Source organism: Nonomuraea insulae (assembly GCF_042656245.1).
In genome coordinates, this window is record NZ_JBHSPA010000045.1 from 359,155 (window position 1) to 378,656 (window position 19,502).

At 72.1% G+C, this 19,502-nt stretch carries 14 protein-coding genes; 9 read left to right on the forward strand and 5 right to left on the reverse strand.

The window, feature by feature from the left end:
* Positions 1 to 92: 92 nt before the first annotated feature.
* Genes ACFPZ3_RS36050 through ACFPZ3_RS36060 form a run of 3 tightly spaced genes read right to left on the reverse strand, consistent with a single transcriptional unit; the run spans position 93 to position 5,692 of the window.
* Positions 93 to 3,206, reverse strand: coding sequence for a coiled-coil domain-containing protein (locus ACFPZ3_RS36050; protein WP_379518796.1), 3,114 nt, complete (start codon positions 3,204 to 3,206; stop codon positions 93 to 95).
* A 48-nt stretch (positions 3,207 to 3,254) separates the two neighbouring features.
* Positions 3,255 to 4,496 (reverse strand): hypothetical protein, encoded by a 1,242-nt coding sequence (locus ACFPZ3_RS36055; RefSeq protein WP_379518797.1) that lies wholly within the window; start codon positions 4,494 to 4,496, stop codon positions 3,255 to 3,257.
* Complete coding sequence (locus ACFPZ3_RS36060) at positions 4,496 to 5,692, reverse strand: hypothetical protein (RefSeq protein WP_379518798.1); 1,197 nt, start codon at positions 5,690 to 5,692, stop codon at positions 4,496 to 4,498. The genes ACFPZ3_RS36055 and ACFPZ3_RS36060 overlap by 1 nt, the downstream gene beginning before the upstream one ends.
* 171 nt (positions 5,693 to 5,863) lie before the next feature.
* On the opposite strand from ACFPZ3_RS36060, the gene ACFPZ3_RS36065 reads away from it, so the two are divergent.
* From ACFPZ3_RS36065 to ACFPZ3_RS36100, 8 genes are all read left to right on the forward strand, one after another.
* Positions 5,864 to 7,960: a fibronectin type III domain-containing protein gene (locus ACFPZ3_RS36065; protein ID WP_379519025.1), complete on the forward strand. Its 2,097-nt coding sequence runs from the start codon at positions 5,864 to 5,866 to the stop codon at positions 7,958 to 7,960.
* A gap of 13 nt (positions 7,961 to 7,973) precedes the next feature.
* The gene (locus tag ACFPZ3_RS36070) at positions 7,974 to 9,011 is read left to right on the forward strand and encodes an AAA family ATPase (protein ID WP_379518799.1); all 1,038 of its coding nucleotides are present in this window, start codon (positions 7,974 to 7,976) and stop codon (positions 9,009 to 9,011) included.
* 1 nt (position 9,012) lies between these two features.
* Positions 9,013 to 10,110, forward strand: a complete 1,098-nt coding sequence (locus ACFPZ3_RS36075; protein WP_379518800.1) for a DUF58 domain-containing protein — start codon at positions 9,013 to 9,015, stop codon at positions 10,108 to 10,110.
* Positions 10,111 to 10,409: 299 nt separating this feature from the next.
* Entirely contained in the window at positions 10,410 to 12,650 is a 2,241-nt protein-coding gene (locus ACFPZ3_RS36080; protein ID WP_379518801.1) for a transglutaminase TgpA family protein, read from the forward strand.
* Positions 12,647 to 13,603, forward strand: a complete 957-nt coding sequence (locus ACFPZ3_RS36085) for a winged helix DNA-binding domain-containing protein (RefSeq protein ID WP_379518802.1) — start codon at positions 12,647 to 12,649, stop codon at positions 13,601 to 13,603. The genes ACFPZ3_RS36080 and ACFPZ3_RS36085 overlap by 4 nt, the downstream gene beginning before the upstream one ends.
* Positions 13,604 to 13,660: 57 nt before the next feature.
* Positions 13,661 to 14,320 (forward strand): RNA polymerase sigma factor, encoded by a 660-nt coding sequence (locus ACFPZ3_RS36090; RefSeq protein WP_379518803.1) that lies wholly within the window; start codon positions 13,661 to 13,663, stop codon positions 14,318 to 14,320.
* Positions 14,313 to 15,179, forward strand: a complete 867-nt coding sequence (locus tag ACFPZ3_RS36095; RefSeq protein WP_379518804.1) for a CU044_5270 family protein — start codon at positions 14,313 to 14,315, stop codon at positions 15,177 to 15,179. The genes ACFPZ3_RS36090 and ACFPZ3_RS36095 overlap by 8 nt, the downstream gene beginning before the upstream one ends.
* A gap of 179 nt (positions 15,180 to 15,358) precedes the next feature.
* The gene (locus ACFPZ3_RS36100; RefSeq protein WP_379518805.1) at positions 15,359 to 16,834 is read left to right on the forward strand and encodes a heparinase II/III domain-containing protein; all 1,476 of its coding nucleotides are present in this window, start codon (positions 15,359 to 15,361) and stop codon (positions 16,832 to 16,834) included.
* Positions 16,835 to 16,837: 3 nt separating this feature from the next.
* Here ACFPZ3_RS36100 and ACFPZ3_RS36105 read toward each other — a convergent pair whose 3' ends face one another.
* Positions 16,838 to 17,329, reverse strand: coding sequence for an ATP-binding protein (locus tag ACFPZ3_RS36105; protein ID WP_379518806.1), 492 nt, complete (start codon positions 17,327 to 17,329; stop codon positions 16,838 to 16,840).
* A 243-nt stretch (positions 17,330 to 17,572) separates the two neighbouring features.
* Here ACFPZ3_RS36105 and ACFPZ3_RS36110 point away from each other — a divergent pair, with 243 nt between their 5' ends.
* Positions 17,573 to 19,156 carry a hypothetical protein gene (locus ACFPZ3_RS36110; protein WP_379518807.1) on the forward strand — a complete coding sequence of 528 codons (1,584 nt, stop codon included), beginning with the start codon at positions 17,573 to 17,575 and terminating at the stop codon, positions 19,154 to 19,156.
* Here ACFPZ3_RS36110 and ACFPZ3_RS36115 read toward each other — a convergent pair.
* A complete protein-coding gene (locus ACFPZ3_RS36115; RefSeq protein WP_379518808.1) occupies positions 19,125 to 19,448 on the reverse strand; it encodes a hypothetical protein in 324 nt (107 codons plus the stop codon). The two genes, ACFPZ3_RS36110 and ACFPZ3_RS36115, sit on opposite strands and share 32 nt — an antisense overlap.
* Between the last annotated feature and the right edge of the window lie 54 nt (positions 19,449 to 19,502).

The window sequence follows — 19,502 nt, forward strand, 5'->3', positions numbered from 1 at the left end:
CGTGCGGTCGACCTGAGTGCCCAGCTCACGTAGCGTGCGTCCACCCGAGCGCGCCCAGCCCACGTAGCCGCGCGTCCCCGGGCGCGCCCGGCTCACGTAGCCGTGCGGTCCACGAAGGCGGCCAGCGCGCGGACCCGTTCGGCGTGCTGGTCGTGGCCGACGATCACCGGCGGCTCGTTGTACGGCATCGCGTCCGACGACCGCCGCAGCTTGACGTATTGCCCGCAGGCGTCGATCGCGTACGGCTCCATGTCGTCCTGCAACGCCCCGATCACCGTGATCCCGTAGGTCTCCCCGATCCTCCTGAACAGCGCCACCGCCTCCCTGCGGTGCTCCTTGCCCAGGTTGCGCCCCAGCTCGTCGAGCACCAGGCACAGGTGCCCGCCTCCGGACGAGGCGATGGCCGCCGAGCACACCAGCTTGACGGCCTTCTCGTCCATGAGCGCCGTGTTGGCCCGCCGGTTGTAGGGCACGAACCCCTGCCCCTCGCCGCGCCGCCACTTCGGGGTCACCCGCCACTGCCAGCGCTGCTCGGGGTCGGCGGGCGCGGGCGGCACCGGGAACTCCAGCGTCGCCCCGTAACCGCCGTAGGAGGTGTCGAGCTTGTCGAACTCCTCGGCCACCCGCGTGAGCCGCGCCTTGATCGCCGCCGTCAGCGCCGCCCGGTGCACGGCCGTCGACTGGGCCGCCTCCTCCGCGCCCCTGGCCGCCGCCGCCAGGTCGCGCTGCCGGGAGCCGATCTGCGCCTCGATCTGCCGCCGCTGATGCCGCTCGTACTCCTCCTGAGCCCGCAGGTATGACGCCAGCGCCCCGCACACCCCCGAGAACGTCGCCTGCTCGCGCGCCGTGCTGCCCTCCCGCTCGCTCAGCAGGAACCGCAGCTCCTCCGGGATCTCCGTCTCGTCCTGCGAGGGGAACGTGTCGCGCAACGCCTGGTCGAGGTGGCGTTCGGCGATCCGCCACCACTCCTCGGCACCACGGGGCCGCTCCTCCTCCGGCAACGCCTCCAGCCACTCGCGGGCGGTCTCCACCGTGCCGCCCCAGTCGGCGGCCAGCGCGGCCAGCTTGAGCGCCTCGCGTTCCGCGCCGACCTTCGCCTCCTGCTCGCGCGCCTGCGCCCGCTCGCCCTCGTGCCGATGCCGGCGGCCCTCCAGCCGCTCGATCTCCATGTCCCGCGTGCGCGCCCGGAAGTCCAGCGCCCCCGTCTGCCGCTCGGACTCGGCCACCTTCGGCGTCAGCTCATCGAGGGCCGCGTTCAGCTCGCCCAGCCTGGCCCGCCGCTCGCCGAGCTTCGCCTCCAGCTCGGCCAGCCGCACCCCGGCCCTGGCCCCCTCCAGCCGCCGCTGCGCCTCCGCGACGGCCTCCTCCCCGTCGTGGACGGCCTGCGCCGCGCTCTCCTGAACGTCCTTGGCCCGGTTGAGCCGCTGCTCGGCGGCCTTGATCCGGGCCTCGCGCCCGGTCGCCACCCCGTGGAAGGCCCCGACCACGCTCACCCCGGCCGCGCTGACCAGCACGGACCCTGGCAGGTCCGCCAGCGCGGCGGCGGCCTCGTCGAGCCGCCCGGCGTCGACGATCACGGCGTGCTCGTTGGGCCAGCCCCGCAACTCGCCGATCGCGGCCCCGGGAGCGGGCGCCTGCCCCTTGCCGTAACGCGCCTTGAGCGCCTCGCCCAGCGCCTGCCCAGATCCCGGGTCCCTGCCGTCGCCAGGAGGCGGGGTGTGGGCGGCGTCGCGGGCCTGTTCGGCCACGTCGAGGGCGTCCAGCACGCCGGTCGCGCCGATCCCGGCCGCCGTCAGCGCGTTGAGCTGGGCCGCGGCCGGGCCGCCCTCGGCGTCGTCGAGCGCGGACTGGGCCGAGGAGACCTCCCGATCGGCCACGCCCAGCGCCTTGAGCGCCTCGTTGAGCCTGAGCCTGACCTCACCCAGCTCCCGCTCCGCCGCCGGGATGTCGCGCCCGTCCGCGAACCGGCGGGTCTCCTCCAGCGCCGGGATGAGCCCGCGCAGCTCGTCGGCGGAGTTCTCCGCCACGGCGCGGTCGGCGTCGAGCTTGGCCGCCCGCGCCTGCATCGCCGCCAGCTCCTTGCGGGCCTGCGACACCTGCCGGTCGAGCGTGTCCTCGCGCAGGGTGCCGATCTCCGCCTTGACCATGGCGATCGCCTCGCCGGCCGCCTCGCCCGCCGCCTGGTGCCGCTGGAGGTCGGCGGCCAGCGACTCGTCCTTGTTCGCGGCGTCGGCCAGCTTGCGCGCCTGCCGCCCGCGCCAGCACCGCAGCCCGTCGGCCAGCCGGATGCGCGCCTGGTCGCGCCGGTCGAACGTCGTCACCAGCGCCTTCGACTCCGCCTCGAACTCGGCCAGCCGATCGGCGGCCTGCGCCGCGCGCACCCGCTTGGCGTGCTCGTCGCGGCGGGCCTCGCGCTCCAGCTCCAGCTCCGCGTCCAGGCCGGTGAGCGCGGCGATGGCCTCGAAGACACGCTCGGGGGAGATCTCGTTGAGCGGCTGGGAGAGCAGGTTGGTGGCGACCTTGCTGCGTACGGACGTGGACAGGAACGACACGCACCTGACCCGGTCGCCGTAGAGCACCTTGGTCAGGTCACGCGCCACGACGTCGCGCCGCCCGGCCGACTTCGGCAGCGACGACCAGATCTCATCGGCCCGCGCCACCCGCTCCGCCTCGGACGGCGAGGCCGCCAGGTGCACGCCCTCCCGCCAGCGGACCTCCAGATGCGGCGCCTCCTGGTTGACCTTCAGCCACACGGTCAGCGCCCCGCCAGAGGTGTCGGGCACCTCGAACAACTCCCCGCCCGGCTCCTCGGACTCCCCGGGAACGAGCTCCCCGTCCGTGGCCGTCGCAGCGTCCTCGGCGTCGAGCTCGAAGCCCTCCATCCCGGGCGGCCCGAAGACCCCCACGATGTAGCCGTGATCGGCGCTCGCCCACTGCCGGGCCCCCGCGCCACTGGCCAGCTCGGCGTTGAACAGCAGCTCCGACACCGCCTTGGCGCCCGAGGCGAAGCGCCACTGCTCGTCGCCGAGCAGCGCCGTGATCGAGGCGATGAACGAGGACTTACCGGCCCCGTTGGAGTCCTTCGGCCCCGCGCCCGCCACGACGATGAGCGTGCCGGGGACGGTGGGCACCGGATGGGTCGACAGCCGTGAGATGTTGACCGCCTGCACGGCGATCAGCACCCGGTCCCCGACGACGTTCTCCATCTGCGACACCTCGAACCCCCGTTACCCTTCCATCCATGATCGACGGCCTCATCTGGCCGACCTCCGAGCCTGTACGGCGGCCGCCAGCGGCGTGTTCGGCCCGGCCGCCAGGATCAGCTCCTCCTGCAACCGCCGCCGCGCCGCCGGTGTGAGCCGGTGGAACTGTGGCCCGGGAACGTATCCGCCCGCCTCCTCGCCCGCCTTCACCTGGCCGATCAGCCCCGCGTGCCGCAACACCCGCAGCGCCGCCTCCAGCTCGCCGATCGGCAGCTGGGTGTGGCGGCGCAGCTCATCGACCGGCGTGGGGTGCGGCGACATCCACGAGTCCTCGGGCAGCAGCCCTTCGGCTCGCGGAATGGCCACGGAATGCACCAGGACGAGCGTCAGCACGGCCCGCTCGCTCACCCCCAGCCGCGGCTGCTCGCCCCCGGTGACGAGCCCGGTGACGACGGCGTCGGCGTAACCGGAGGTCCAGCGGTCGCGGTGCTGGATCAGCGTACGGCCGCGCCTGGCCAGCATCTCGCCCAGCGTGTGACGCAGCGCCGGGTCACGCAGAGCGGCCAGGCGCATCTCCTGCACCGGCTCGGCCGCATGCTCGACCACCATGAACGCCGCCACCAGCTCCGCCCGCCGCCGCTCGTCATAATGGCCCAGCAGGTCGTCGAACCCGGCCGAACCCCCCTCGGCCCGCCCCGCGACCCCTTCGTCGCGAACCGCCGCGGGGGTCTCGGATCGGGTGGCGGCCACGATGTCGGCGTCGCCCACCACGGTCAGCTCGGGCCGCTCCGGCTCGGGCAGGCGGCGTACGAGCTCCTGGAGTTGCGCGTGCGACTCCACCGGCCACAGGGCGCAGCGCGGCCCGAGCAGGACCACGCCGTCGTCCATCACGACCCAGGCGGAGTCGTGCAGCCGCCGCAGCGCCCCGATCGCCCAGTTGCGCATCAGGTCGTCGGAGCGCCCGATCAGCTCACGATAGGTGTCCAGCACCAGCTCCACGGGTGCGGGATCGCCGGGCCACGGATCCACGGAAAGGTCGCTCCAGCAGCACTTGAGCACGGCCGCCAGCACCCGCCGCGTCTCACCGGACCGCTCCACGGCCACGGGCGCCACCTGGTGCTCATCCAGCAGCGAAGGCGTCACCCCGTCGGGCCACACGGCCAGGGCCTCGCCGGTGGAGTCGGGCCGCGTCAGCCGCACCATCCCGGGGGTGGCCGGCGCCCCGGCCGCCAGCCGCAGCGGCCCACCGGCCCGCGCCCGCGCGTGCGCGACGGCGCTGTCCTCGAATGCCATCAGATGCGCTCCAGGTAGCCGTCGGAGAGCCAGGCGGGCTCGCGAACGGGGTCGATCGTCAGCCCGTCGGCCCAGGCCAGCCGGTAGGGCAGCTCGGGCCGCAGATCCAGGGTAGTCAGGTCGGCGAGCACGCGCCGCGCCGACGGCCAGTCGGAGCCGAGCACGTCGGCCAGCGGGACCCGATCGGCCTCCCCCAGCAGCGACTCCGCCATCTCCGTCAGCCGTACGAGCGCCGCGTTGGGCGAGGAGTCGAGTGAGGAGCCGGGGCCCGGGTCGGGCAGGGTGGAGCGCGGGGGAGTGGGCTGGGCGGGGGCGGGTCGCGGGGCCTCGTCGACCGCGCGGGCGATGGCGGCCGGGTCGTGCCAGGGCGCGGGCGCGTCGAAGACGAACCCGTCGAGCACCGCCGCCAGCCGCTCCCTCGACGCCGTCTGCGTGAACGTCCGCCACGTCTCCGTGGGCAGCAGCGTCAGGTTGCGGGTGGTGCCCGCCGAGTCGGCCAGCCGCCCGGCGGCGCGGCGGGAGGCGTCGCTGTAGGAGTAGATCGAAGCCCGCAGGTCGGTGCAGACCCGGTCGAGCTCCGGCCACCGGGTCAGGATCGTGCCGTGCAGCCCCTGCGCGCGCCGGGCGATCTCCTCGGTGCCCCACAACTTGGGCGCCTGCTCGCGCAACTCCTCGATCGTGCCCGTGGTGAGCGTGATCAGCTCCAGCGCCCACAGCCGGAACGCCCGCGCCAGGTTGAGCGCGCTCTGCCTGGCCTCCTCCATCGTGGTGCGCGGGTCGGCGACGTTGAGGTCTTCCAGCGCCAGCAGCCGGTGCATCTCCGACTGCCCGCCGTCGTCCATCATCCGGCGGATGAACATCAGCCCCACCACACTGGTGAACGAGGCCCGGTAGCGGAGCTGGTTGGGCTTGGGGAACACCTCGCGGACGGCGCCGAGCCCCTTGAGCACGCGCAGCCGGTTGTCGAACTGGTCGGTGGGGTAGGCCCGGCAGGCGAAGCGCATCTGCTCGTGAGTCAGCCACTCCTCGCCGGCCTCCGCGAACGCCGCGAACAGCGTCTCGGCGATGTCGACCAGGGCCGGATCGTCGACCACAGCCCCGCTGTCGCGGGCCAGCGCGGCGAACATCCGGCGGTAGGTGGACAGGACCGCCTCGTCGGTGAGGACGGAGTCGAGGGTCAGGGGCTGTTCGGACACGGGGACTAAGGTACGGCTTCGCACCGACAGTCTTGGCACGTCCGCACCGTCAACCTCACAGCTACCAGCCAGTACATACGCGCAAGGGACTGCTGAACGCTAGTGTGATGCCCGATAATACGTGGGCAAAAGCTCCCTACTCGTACATACCGAAGTGAGTGACGCGTGCGCATGCTCCGAGGCGATCGCGCCACGGCGCTGATCGCCGGCGCGGTGGCCGTGGTCCTGGTCGCCGTGGCGGCGTGGTTCGGTGTGGGCGTGTCCAGTGCGAATCCCAAGCTGGCCGACGTTGGGGCGTGGCTCTGGACCAAGGCCAGGGGCAAGATCGTGCACGTCAACGGCCTGTCGGGCGAGGTGGACGGCTACCTGAACGACAAGGCGGGCCGGCAGCTCCGCGTCGTGCAGGACGGCGGCAACGTGCTGCTCGTCGACGACCGCACGGGATACGTCAGCCGCGTCGAGCCCAGCCAGCTCAGCGTGGCCCAGACCCGCGACTTCGGCGCGGCCGGGCTGCAGCTGGCCGTGTCCGGCGCCACCGGCTACGCGGTGGACCCGGCGGCCGGCAAGATCCAGCAGATCGACCCGGCCACGCTCAACTCCGTCGGCGCCCCGATCACGCTCCCCGGACCGCTCGGCGCGGCGCGCATCGACGGCGGCGGGCGCCTGTGGGTGCCGGTGACGGCGAAGGGTGAGGTCGTACCGGTGTCGAACGGCGCGGCGGCCGACCCGATCAAGGTCGGCGAGCCCGGCGAGGAGCTGTCGGTCACGATCGCCGGCGGCCTGCCCGTCGTGGTCAACAGCCGCGCCGCCACCGCCACGATCATCGGCTCGGACGGCGGCGTCGGCGAGATCACGCTGCCCAAGGGCGTCGCCCAGGCCGCCAAGGGAGGCGCACTCACCCCGGCCGCCACCGAGGGCTCCCTGGTGCCGATCCTGACGCCCGCCGATTCGGGGCTGCTCGTGGTGATCGACACCGGCTCCAACTCCGTGCTCAGCACCAAGCTCGCCGCGGACGACCCGACCGAGCTGGCCGAGCTGGGGGTGCCGCAGGTGCTGGGCTCCAAGGTGTACGTGCCGGACCGGAGCAGCGGCTCGCTGATCGTCTGGGACAGCGCCGCCGGCGGCAGGCCGACGACCCTCCAGGTGGCGCGGGAACCGGGCCCGGTGGACGTGTTCGTCAAGGACGGCCTGCTGTGGGCGAACGACGAGAACGGCGACAAGGCCGTCGTCATCGACCCTGAGGGCCGCAAGCACGACATCGACAAGGACGACGCCGACGTACCGGGGCCGACCAGCACCCCCAAACCCAAGCGCACGCCCATCCCCGACCCCACGCGCACCGACACCGATCCCGACCCCGACCCGGTCACGACCACTCCTGAGCGTCGCCCCACCCCGACCCGCGAGCCCACCAGGACCCCGACGCGCACGGCCCCCCCGGCGCGGTCGGCGCCGTCCGCGCCCGGCGCCGTCGCGGCCAGGTCGGGCCCCGGCAAGGTGACGGTGACGTTCAGCCCGTCCGACGGGGGCAAGGTCGAGCGCTACACGCTTCAGACCTCCGGCGAGGGCAGGTCCGTGCCGCAGGCGGTGGACGCGAACGGGCCCTTCCAGTTCGAGTTCACGGGCGGGGACTGCGCGGAGGAGTACACGTTCGTGGTGGTCGCGCACTGGTCGGGCGGCGAGGTCGAGTCGGAGCCGAGCGCGGGGGCCAAACCCTGCGTGGCGCCCGGCTCACCGGGCGGCTTCACGGCCAAGGCCAGGAACCGGGGCGCCGAGCTGACCTGGACCGCCCCCGAGGGCGCCGATGACGCCACCACGTACGAACTGACCGGCGCCGCCACGAACAACGGTATCAAGGGCACCTCGTTCACCGTGGACGGCCTGAAGAACAACCAGAAGCACACCTTCGAGCTCAAGGCCAGGAACGCGGCCGGAGAGAGCCCCGACGTGGCCACCACCGAGGTGGACCTGGCCTACCCGAGGCAGCAGTACAAGAACGCCAGCAACAACGACACCAACACGATCATTCGTCCCGGGCCGTCGACCAGCGGGGAAGGAAACAAGATCCCCCAGGGCCAGTACATCACCCTGACGGTGATCTGCCAGGTCAAGGGGACGGCGTACACCGACAAGTCGACAGGCAAGTCCAGCGACATCTGGAACCGCATCGAGAGCCAGTACGGCAACGGCTACCTGAACGACACTCTGGTGGCGACTCCGGACGGCGGCGGCTTCCCCGAAGCGCCGCTCTTCGAGTGCACCGACTGAGAAGGGGACTCAGTTGACCCAGTACAACTATCAGGACCAGTTCGAGCAGGGCGCGCAGCCGTACCAGCAGCAGTTGCAACAGCAGCCTCAACAGCAGCCGCAACAGCTCGCCGGCCAGTTCGCCCAGCGGTTCCAGCTTCTCGCCGGCAACATCGAGCGCATCATCCGGGGCAAGCACGAGGCCATCGAGCTGGCCCTGGTCTGCCTGTTCTCCGAGGGGCACCTGCTGGTGGAGGACGTGCCGGGGACCGGCAAGACCACGCTCGCCCGGTGCGTCGCGGCCAGCGTGGACGCGGAGTGGCGGCGTATCCAGTTCACGCCGGACCTGCTGCCCAGCGACATCACCGGCGTGTCGATCTTCAACCAGGCGCACCAGAAGTTCGAGTTCCACCACGGGCCGGTCTTCGCCAACATCGTGCTCGCCGACGAGATCAACCGCGCCTCCCCGAAGACGCAGGCCGCGCTGCTGGAGGTCATGGAGGAGCGCCGGGTCACGGTGGACGCCGAGCCGCATCCGGTGCCCAGGCCGTTCCTGGTGGTGGCCACCCAGAACCCGGTGGACATGGACGGCACCTACCCGCTGCCCGAGGCCCAGCTCGACCGGTTCCTGATGAAGATCTCCGTCGGGTACCCGGACCACGCCTCCGAGGTCGAGGTGCTCAAGGGCATGCCGACGGGGCCGCAGGTCGAGCGGCTGCCCGTGGTGGCGCGGGCGTCGGACGTCGCGGGGATGATCGACTTCGCCTCGCGCATCCACGTGGCCGACCCGGTCTACGACTACATCGTGGCGTTGTGCGGCGCCACCCGTACGAGTGCGCACCTGAGGCTCGGCGCCAGCCCGCGCGGGAGCCTCGCGCTGCTGCGGGCCGCACGCGTCAAGGCCGCCGCCGCCGGGCGGCACTTCGTGGTGCCGGAGGACGTGAAGGCGCTGGCCGTACCGGTGCTGGCGCATCGCCTGATCCTCACGCCCGAGGCGGAACTGCGCGAGGTCACCGCGGCCGTCGTGCTCGGCGAGATCCTCGCCGGGATGCCGGTGCCGCAGGCGGCATGAGGTGCGGCCGACCGCGGTGCTGACCCCGCTGGGCTGGGGCACGCTCGCCGGGGCCGTCGTCCTGTACGCGGCGGGGTTCGCGCTCGGTTACCCCGAACCCGTCGTGCTGGCCACCGGAGCCCTGCTCGCCCTGGCCGCCGCGCTGGCCTGGACCGCTCCGAGGCCCAGGCTGGAGGTCCACCGGGAGGTCACGCCGCTCAAGGTGCCACGCGGGGACGCCGCCGTGGCCGTGCTCAACGTGGCCAACCTCGGCCGCCGCGGCCTGTCCGGCCTGCGCGCCCAGGACAGGATCGGGACCTCCGAGCACACGATCGACCTGCCCAGGCTGCCCAAGGGGTCGGCGCGCACGGTCTCGTACCCGCTGCCGACCGGCGAGCGCGGCGAGATCCCGGTGGGGCCGCTCGTGCTCGTGCGCGCCGACCCGTTCGGCCTCACGCGCCGGGTCCGCGAGTACGGCCTGCCCACCACCCTCCTGGTACGCCCCCGCACCCTCCCCCTGCCCGTCCCGCCCTCCGGCAGGGCCCACCACCTGGAGGGCCCCACCAGCGACAACGCGCCCAGCGGCACCGTCACCTTCCACACCCTGCGCGAGTACGTGGTGGGCGACGACCTCCGCCACGTGCACTGGCGATCCAGCGCCCGCACGGGCACCCTCATGGTCCGCCAGCTCATCGACGCCAGCCTCCCCACCACCACTGTCCTCCTGGACACGCATGACCTGACGGAGACCGCCGTGGACGCGGCCGCCTCGGTCGCGGTCGCCGCCGCCCGGGCCGGCTTCCCCGTACGCGTCCTGACCGGCGCCGGCCTCCCCGACACCAGGACGGACGCCGACACCGTCCTGGACCGCCTGGCCCTGGTGTCACCCGGCCCTGGCGGGGTCACGGAGGTCCTGCGGATGGCGCGGGGCGGGGGCTCGCTGGTGCTGGTGACGGGGGACCCGTCGGAGGCGGGGCGGGTCGCGGGGGTGCGCCGCCGGTTCGACCGCGTCATCTGCGTGTACGTCGGCCCCGAACCCGGCCCGACCGGCCCGCCCGGGGTCACGGTCGTGCGGATCACCTCGCTGGAGGAGCTGCCGCTGCTCTGGGGGGCCCGATGACGCACGGCACGTGGAGCGGCGACCAATCCGCCCGGCCCACCGACCCACCCGGCCCCCCACCCGCCACGGCCCCCTACACGCCACCACCCGGAGGCCCGAACCAGGCCACACCGCCGCCCTACGGCCCGCCGCCGGCCACGACTCCCTACGACCCATCACCCGGAGGCCCCGCCGCGCCACCGCTATACGGCCCGCCACCTGGAGGCCCGAACCCGGCCGCAGCGCCGCCTAACGGCTCACCACCCGGAGGTCCGGACCTGGCCGCAGCGCCGCCTTACGGCTCGCCTCCTGGAGCTGCTGTGCCGTCCTACGGCCCGCCGCCGGGAAACCCGGGCTCGGCGCACGGCGGTGGGCCTGTGGGCGCCCGGTCGTCGAATCGTGGCCGCGCGGGGTCGCGCCGGCGCGCCAGGACCGGCGCGCCGGGCGATGGCCGGCAAGGCGCGACGAACGCGGGCGCGGGCACAGGCGCGACGAACACGGGCGCGGAACGGCAGGACGGCCCGCTGTGGCGGCGGCTGGCGTGCCTGGCCCTGGCAGCGGCCATCACGGGTGTGGCGGGCTGGGGTTTCCACCGGGTCTTCCCCGGCACGGAGCTGCTCCTGGCCATCGTCCCCGCAGCCATCGCCCCAGCCGCCGTGGCGGCCCTCACCAGGAGCCGCCCCCTCTGGCTGGCCCTGGCCCTGGACGTGATCGTCTGGCTGGCCGGCACCGTCCCGCTCTACCGGACCCTCACCCCCACCGTGTTCGCCGACGTGGCGAACTCCTGGCACGCCCTGCTCACCACCCTCCTCCCCGCCCAGCCCGACCCCGAGCTGCTGGTCCTCGTCCACACGCTCGTCTGGGCCGCCGCCACCATCGCGGCCGAGACCCTGACCCGCACCAGGACCAGGATCGCCGCCGTCATCCCCGCGCTGATCGTCTACGGCGTCTCCCTGCTGCTGGGCGTGGACGGCGAGGGCTCGAACCTGCCGGTGGCGGCGGCGTTGTTCGTGCTCATCGCCGCCCTCGCCCTGCTCCGCGACGACCGCCCCCCGGTCTGGCTGCTGGCCGGGATCCCGGCGGCCGCCGCGCTGGCCGCGCTGGCGCTGGTCGCGGGCCCGCTGCTGCCCGTCGCCGCGCAGCCGTACAACCCGAGGAAGGACGTCGACCTGCCCCCACCGAGACGCGTGGACAGCGTCAGCCCGCTCGACCGCGTCTCGGCGTGGTTGCAGATCCCCGACCGCGACCTGTTCACCGTCAAGGCCGACAAACCGCTCAACTGGCGGCTGGCCGTGCTCGACCGGTACGACGGGGTGCGCTGGACCTCCAGCGCCCGCTTCCAGCCCACCGGCGGCCGGGTCCCTGAGGGAGAGTGGACGGGCGCGGCGGACGTCGTCCATCAGAAGGTGACCTTCGACGGCCTGCCCGGCACCTGGCTGCCCGCCGCCGAGCGGCCGGAGGAGGTCACCGGCGTGCGCGGCCTGGCGGTGGACCCCGGGAGCGGGGCGCTGCTGGCCGCCGCCAAGCCCGGCAAGGGGTTCAGCTATGAGGTGACCTCGCAGGTGCCCAAGCCGTCCAAGGAGGACCTGCTGGCCGCCACGCCCGTACGGGATCCGGCCCTGACCGCCTTCCCCGACGGCCCTCAGGAGCAGCTCTTCCGCAGGCTCGCCCAGCAGGCCGTCAAGGGCGCCGACGAGCCGATCAGGCAGGCGTACCGGCTCCAGAGCTACCTGCGCACCAACGCCACCTACGACGTCACCGCGCCCCCCGGGCACTCGCTCAAGGGCCTGGAGTTCTTCCTGCGGACCACCCACCGGGGTACGTCGGAGCAGTTCGCGGCCACGTTCGCCCTCATGGCCAGGACGCTCGGGCTGCCGTCGCGGGTGGTCGTGGGGTTCCGTCCTGGGCAGGCGTCCGGCGGGGTGTACCACGTCAAGTCCGGCCACGTGATGGCCTGGGCGGAGATCAAGTTCGACAAGCTGGGGTGGCGGCCGTTCTACCCGACGCCGGGCCGGGGCGGGGCCAAGGACGACCATGAGGTCGTGTCGTCGGCGATCGAGGAGAGCGAGGAGCTGGAGGGCGAGTTCGCCAAGGGCGGCAGCGACCGGCCCAAGACGTCCCAGCCGCAGGCCGGCGAGCAGGACGAGCAGCCGTCGAGCGGTCCGTCCGCGTGGGTGGTCGCGGGGGTGGCGGGGGGCGCGCTGCTGGTGGCGTACGCGGGCGTGGTCGTCGCGGTGCCCTGGTGGCGCAGGCGGAGCCGCCGCCGCGCCCAGGGGCCCGAGCAGCGGGTGCTCGGAGCGTGGCGGCAGACATGCGACGACCTGGGGCTGAAGGGCGAGCACGCGCTGACGGCGGGCGACGTACTGTCCCGCCAGCCGGGCGACATTTCCACACATCTCCGGCCGTTGGCCGAAATTTCAAACTTCGTCCGGTACGCCCCCGAAGCCGGCACCGAAGCCGCCGCCACCGAGGCCTGGCGCCACAGTGACGCCATCCGCAGAGCCGTACGAGCCCGCACCTCTCTCACGACCCGCCTCCGCAACCGGATCGTCCTGAGATGAGAAGCGTCGAGGCGCAACTCCTGCACCGCCCGCCCGGCCTGGCGGCGGGCGAGATCGTCCGGCACCTGGCGGCGATGCAGGCCCAGGACGTCCCCTCCGCCCTGCTCGCCTTCCGCGCCCGCTCGGCCACCCTCACCCCGGCGGACGTCGAGTCAGCCTGGCACTCCCGCGAGATCGTCAGAACCTGGGGCCCACGCGGCACCCTCCACTTCATCCACGCCGACGACCTCCCCTGGATCCACCCCCTCACCAGCCGGACCCCCGCGAACACCCTGCGCCGCCTCACCGAGGAGGGCATCACCGCCGCCGACCCGCTCGCCCTCATCACCCGCGCCCTCGAAGGCCAGGGCCCGCTCACCAAGGCCGACCTGGAGGAACGCCTGTCAGGCCAGGCCCATGGCCAGGGCATCGTCCACCTGGTCGCCCTGGCCGCCCACCACGGCCTCGCCGTCCTGGGCCCGCTCCGCGCCGGCAAGCCCACGTACGTACACGCAGAAGACTGGCTGGGCGCCCCCATCACCCCCGAACCCGACCGCGACCGCGCACTCGGAGAGCTCGCCACCCGCTACCGCCGCTCCCACCACCCCTCCACCCCCGAGGACCTGGCCACCTGGTCGGGCCTCCCGCTCGGCCAGTCCCGCACGGCCTGGCGCCTGAGCGCGTCGGTCCCGCCGCCCCAGGAGGAGGAGCAGCCGCTGGTACGCCTCGCGCCCGCCTTCGACGAGTACCTGATGGGCTGGCGAAGCAGAGCCCCGATCCTGGCGGCCGAGCACACGGGCAAGGTGTTCCCCGGAGGCGGCGTCCTCCGCCCGGTCGTGCTGGTGAACGGCCTGATCAGGGGCGTGTGGGGACGAAAGGGCGCCCAGGTGGACGTGCGGCCGTTCGACGCGTTGCCACAGGGGCCGCTCGACGACGAGATCGCCGACGTACGGCGATTCCTGAGCCCGCCGTGAAAGCGATCCGGTGTATCGGGTGATAAGAGATGACACTGATACATCGGAAGGTTGCACATGACGGGGGAGACCATCGCGGCCATGGCGCCCTGGGCGGCCCGCGCGCCCGTGGCCCTGGAGGACACGGAGGCGTTCGCGGGCGGCGCGCCCGTGGCCCTGGACGACGAGGAGGCGTTCGCGGGTGGCGCGCCCGTGGCCCTGGACGACGAGGAGGCGTTCGCGGCCGTGTTCGACGCCCACTTCGGCGAGATCCACGCCTACGTCGCCCAGCGCCTCGGCCCCGACCTCGCCGAGGACATCGTCGCCGAGACGTTCCTCACCGCGTTCCGCAAGCGCGCCCAGTACGACCCGTCCCGCGCCGGAGTGCGCGCCTGGTTGTACGGCATCGCCACCAACCTCATCGGCAAACACCGCCGCCAGGAGGCCCGCGCCCTGCGCGCCCTCGGCCGTTTCGGCCCCGACGCCGACTCGCCGGGCCACGAGGAGTCGGTCGCCGTCCGGGTCAGCGCCCAGAGCCTGCGCCCCGAACTGGCCGCCGCCCTGGCCGGACTTGACCGGCGCGACCGCGACGTCCTGCTGCTGGTCGCGCTCGCCGGCCTCAGCCACGACGAGATCGCCACCGCGCTCGGCATCCCGTACGGCACCGTCGGATCCCGGCTGAACCGGGCGAGAAAGAAGCTGCGCGCCCTGCTCGGGGAGGTGGCCGTCGGTGGATGAGCTGATCCGCGACCTGTACGGCAAGCCGCGCCCCGACCCGGGAGCCCAGCACCGGGTGTGGCGCCGGGTGACGGCCCGGCGGCGGCGCAGACGGCTGACCTGGCTGGCGATCCCCGCCGCCCTCGCCACCATCCTCCTGTACACGACGTACGTGAGCCCCGCCACGCCCAAGCCCGTGAACCCGGGCACGTCGGAGTCGGTGGCTCCGGGCACGTCGGAGTCGGTGGCTTCGGGCACGTCGGAGTCGGTGGCTCCGGGCACGTCGGACCTCGTCCAGGGCCGATCGATCCTCCTGGCGGCCGCCACCTCCGCTGCCTCCTCTGCCACCGACGGCACCTACTGGCATGTCAGGAAATTTCGTGACAGCGGCGGAGAGACCGACCTCTGGGTGACCAGACAGGGTCAGGCGTGGACCGCCGAACAGGGCCGGACCAGCCGCGTCACCGGGCGCTCGCCGTTCACCATGGCGGGGCGCGACCTGACGTACGAGCAGATCCAGGCCCTGCCCTCCGACCCCGGCGCGCTGCGCTCGCGCGTGGCCGCGATGTTGCCGGCGGGCTCCTCGAAAGGGCTGCTCGCCGACGCGCTGAGCGGCCTGCTGTGGACCAAGCCGTCCGCGCCCGGCGTACGTGCCGCCGCCTACCGCGCGCTCGCCGACCTGCCCGAGGTCCGCTACCTGGGCGACGCCACGGACACGCGGGGCCGCGCCGGGCAGGCGTTCGCCTTCGACCTGCCCTCGGGCGTCTCGCGGACGCTGATCATCGACCCGGCCTCCTCACAGGTGCTATCCAGCACCGACAGCGACGGCCACGCGGAACTCGTCCTCACGGCCGGCTGGACCGACCAGGGCCCCGCCTGACCGTTCTCACGGCTGGCTGGACCGACCAGGGCCCCGCCTGACCGTTCTCACGGCTGGCTGGACCGACGAGGGCCCCGCCTGACCATTCCCATCGAGCACCGCGCGTAGGCCCCGCGCCGCCTTTTGAAGGCGAGTGCGTCGTACGTGGGTCCCGCGCGCCCGGAAACAGGAGCCACGAGGTGTTCTGGCGTGCCCGTACGACCTCAGGCAGGGTCATCTGCCTGAGCGACCAGTTCCCCGGGATCAAGACGGAGGAGGTGATGCGCGGCCTGGTGACGTTCGCCGGCCTGCCACCCGTCCAGCTCGGCGCGGACATCGACTGGACCGCGAACCCGCACGGCAACCGCACCTGGGCCCTGAACCTGCACACCTTGCGCTGGATGGGACGCCTGGTGGGCGAATACGAGAAGACGGGCGAGCAGGCGTACCTGGACCGCGCCGCCACCGTGACCGACCACTGGCTACGCTCGAACCCCCTCGGCGGCAGGAACGTCAGCCCATGGGCATGGGCCGAACACGCGGTGGCCCTGCGCGCCCCCGCACTGGTGTGCCTGAGCGAGCACATCCACACCCAGCGCCTGTGGACCGCCCTGGCCGACCACGGTGAGGTCCTCGCCGACTCCTCCCTCTACCGCCAGGGCCACAACCACGGCCTGGACCAGGACATCGCCCTGCTCGTCGTCGGCTGCCGCCTGGACCGCCCCCGCTGGCGCGACCTCGCCATCCGCAGAATGACCGCCTCGGCCGAACTCGCCATCGACGCCCAGGGAGCGCTCCACGAACAGGCCCCCCGCTACGGCCTGTACGTACACCGCCGCCTCGGCGTCGCCCTGCGCGCCATCCGCGAGAGCGGGGCCGAGGTGCCGGAACGGCTGGTGTCCAGGCGAGAGGCGCTGGAGGCGTACGTGGCCCACGCCACCCAGCCCGACGGCCACCTCGTCCCCATCGGCGACAGCCCCGCCGACACGCGCGCACCCGGCTTCCCCACGCCCGGCCCGACGGCGCGCGTGTTCGACGCGGGCTACGCCTTCTGCAGAACCACCTGGAACGACCCCCGCTCCGCCTACTACTCGATCCGCTTCGGCCCCGGCCGCCACCTCCACGGCCACGAGGACCACCTCGGCATCACCTACTCAGCCCAAGGCCACCGCATCCTGGTCGAGGCGGGCTTCCACTCCTACGAACAAACGGGCTACGTGAGCTGGACCCGCTCCCCGGAGGCCCACAACGTCCCGATCCCCACCACCGGAAGCTTCCGCCCCGGCACCCCCACCCACCTGCTCAATTCCTCCATCGCCCCCTCACACCAGTCCTTCGAGCTGACCGACGACGCCTACGGAGTGCCCAGAACCCGCCGCGTACTCGCCGACCACGCCCCCGACCGGCTGACCATCCACGACTCCGTCCCCTCCGGCACCCTACGCAGCCTGTGGCACTTCGACCCATCACTCAAGGTCCTGTCCCAGCACGACGGGACGATCGTCCTGGGCGACGACGACGGCTTCCGCGTGACCCTGCTCCACTTCCCCGGCGCGGGCCAGGCGGTGCGCCCAGGCCTGATCGCCCCCGGCTACCTGCGCACCACCGAGAACGTGACCGTCCTGTCCCCGGAGGCGCCGAGCGTACTCACGGTGATCGTGCCCGGCTCACCTTGAAGCTCATGCGCTCGGGCGAGCGCGGATTGTGGCCCATACCCTGTGCCCTGTCTCATCGCCGCCTTCGTACCCGACTTCCTCGGCGAGCGCCGCGACGATGGCCAGGCCGCGGCCGTGCTCGACGTCCGTACGGCAGCGCCTGCCGAACAGCGGCACGCCCGTCCAGCCGCAGTCGTAGACGGCGATGGTCACCTCGGCGGCGGTTCGGGTGATCTCGATGATGAAGGTGCCGCCAGGGTCGTTGCTGGCGGTGTGCTGAACGGCGTTGGCGGCGAGTTCGGCGACGACCTGCTCGGCGTCCTCATGACAGAGGGAATCGGCCAGCAGGTAGCGGACGAAGTGGCGGGCGTGGGGGATCTGGTCGAGTGTCCCCCGGAAGGTACGCCGCCAGGTGAGGCCGCCGGGGTACAGGTCGATCATCGCATCGACGTGCTCGCGCGAGACCAGGGTCGGGGACCGGTCGCGTTGGCGGGGGATGAGCGTGATGTCAGGCACCGCAATCCTCCATGCGTACATAGGCCGTTGGTTCGTCGCCACAACGGTGCCGTGAGCTGAGCGCACGGTGGATCCCCATCGCATCCGATCAACCACCCGTCCCCATATCCCGCTGACCTGCAGGAATGCGCCAGCGTCTGGAGTAGCGTCCCGATGCGGCCTGACGGACTCTCCACGGCGCTCGTGCGGAACGTGACCAATGCTTTACAATCAGTGCGCGCTTGCAGGTCAAAGGGGGCACGGATGTCCGGTGAGGGCTACCGCGTGCTGCTCCAGGCCCGCGCCTGGAGCAAACGGCTGAGGGAAAAGGGCTTCACGTGGGAGCAGGTCGCGGACGTGCTCGCGCTCACCCACCGGGTCAGCCCGCTGCGGCTGTACCGACTGGCGCACGGCCGCACCGCCGCCGACGTGGTGGCCGCCGTCAACGACGCCGACCCGGCCGGCACCGCCACACTGCGGGATTCACGGCTGTACGACTACGAATCCTGGCCAGAGGCGGGCCGCCGGCCACCCACCTGCCTCCTCGCCCGACTGGCCAAGATCTACGAGATCGACGGTCGCAGCCTCGTACGCGACGAGATCCTGGTGTCGTACGGCGCCGCTGACCGTGAACTGATCTGCGCAGCGGATTTCCGCGACCTGGACGCCAACCGGCTTTCGTCTCCCCGTCGTGTCACCATGGCAGTAAGTGCAGCAGTCAAATCCCCTGACACGTCGCACTTGGACGCCTCAGAGTGCATCCGGTTGCTGCGCGCCACCAGCGCGGAGGAGGCTGACGTGAGGCGGCGGGAACTACTCTTCGAGTTGGCTCTGGTCCTCGGCGGGAGCCGGGCGCTCGACCTGTTGCGTACCCTCACTCCAGAAGAGGGGGAGCGCCTGGCTGGAGTGCTGCGCAACACGTGGCGGGTCGACGAGAGCACAGTGCGGACCTTCGAGAAACTCTCGTTGCATGCGCGACGGGCGGACGACGTGTCAGGCCCCGCGCCGCTGTTGCCCATGGTCAACGGGCAGCGGGCGGCGATAGGCAGGCTTCTTGCAAGGGAGTCGATGCCGTCCAGCCTGCGTAACCGGCTTCTCGATACCTACGGGCAGATGGCCCAGCTGGCGGGTTTCCTCGCCTATGACCTCTGCGATTACGCGGCGGCCGAGCAAGCACTGCGTGACGGGCTGCGTGCGACGCTCGACCTTGGGGATCCTACGCTGGTCGCCTACATGCATTACTGGCTGGGCAGAATGGCAGCCGACCAGAACCGCACCGGTGCGGTCCTGGACCATGCCTTCGCGGTTCGAAGCTGGGCCGCCCGCTCTCCAAGCAAGCGAGTGGGGGCGCTGCACGAAATGTTGTTCTCGCGCGCCTACGCCGCCGAGGGGAATACGGCTGCGAGTGCCCGTGCGCATGAAAGGGCAATTGCGTCAGCAGGAACGTCTAACGACAACCATCCGGATTACCTTTCCTGGGCTACGCCGTCGGTGGTGGAGACCGTGAGCGGAGCCTTGCAGGTCAGGTTGGCTCAACCCGGACTTGTAATAGCGGCGGCGGAGCGTCTGCTGGCCGGTATCGACCCTAAGTTCAAGCGGCGTCATGGACTGCTGCTTGCTCGGTACTCCAGCGCCTTGACCACGGCCAAGGAGATCCCGGAAGCAGCGGCCAGGCTGACGGAGGCTGCCCATATCACCAGGCAGCACAGTTCGGCCCGGCTGAGTCAGGAGATCGGCCAAGCGCGAGCCCGACTGGAGCCTTGGGCGGCGACCAGCTACGTTCAGCAGTTGGATGAGGTTCTGCGCTCCCGGGGCCTCACTTCGGAGCGATCAGCAGTAGAGGCTTGAGCTGGCGGAAGAACTCGGTTGCGTCGGCCAGGGAGTCTCGGCCTGGTGCGTTTTCGATGATGTTGATGGTGAGAAGGCGCTTGTAGTCCGGTGTCCAGCCGTAGACGAATGCGATGCTCTGATCTTGGGCGTTCTTTCGTCGAGCTGCGAAGCCAGGACCAAATTCGTAGGGCAGGTTATAGCCCTGCGTCGTTGATTTGGTATTTTCCAGTCCTTCCGGGCTGATGGGGGAAGGCTCAAAGACTTCGATCAAGAGTCTTTGCCTGCCCTCTGTACCCAGGTCCTCGCTCACGGAGCACGACCCGAAACGTCGGCCCAAGTCAATTTTTGTTCCGAAAGCTTTGTA

Coding starts and splice junctions, on each gene's coding strand:
- ACFPZ3_RS36090 (WP_379518803.1), top strand. CDS start 13,661: ATGACGGGGGAGACCATCGCGGCCATGGCGCCCTGGGCGGCCCGCGCG.
- ACFPZ3_RS36050 (WP_379518796.1), bottom strand. CDS start 3,206: ATGGAGAACGTCGTCGGGGACCGGGTGCTGATCGCCGTGCAGGCGGTC.
- ACFPZ3_RS36055 (WP_379518797.1), bottom strand. CDS start 4,496: ATGGCATTCGAGGACAGCGCCGTCGCGCACGCGCGGGCGCGGGCCGGT.
- ACFPZ3_RS36110 (WP_379518807.1), top strand. CDS start 17,573: ATGTCCGGTGAGGGCTACCGCGTGCTGCTCCAGGCCCGCGCCTGGAGC.
- ACFPZ3_RS36085 (WP_379518802.1), top strand. CDS start 12,647: ATGAGAAGCGTCGAGGCGCAACTCCTGCACCGCCCGCCCGGCCTGGCG.
- ACFPZ3_RS36065 (WP_379519025.1), top strand. CDS start 5,864: ATGCTCCGAGGCGATCGCGCCACGGCGCTGATCGCCGGCGCGGTGGCC.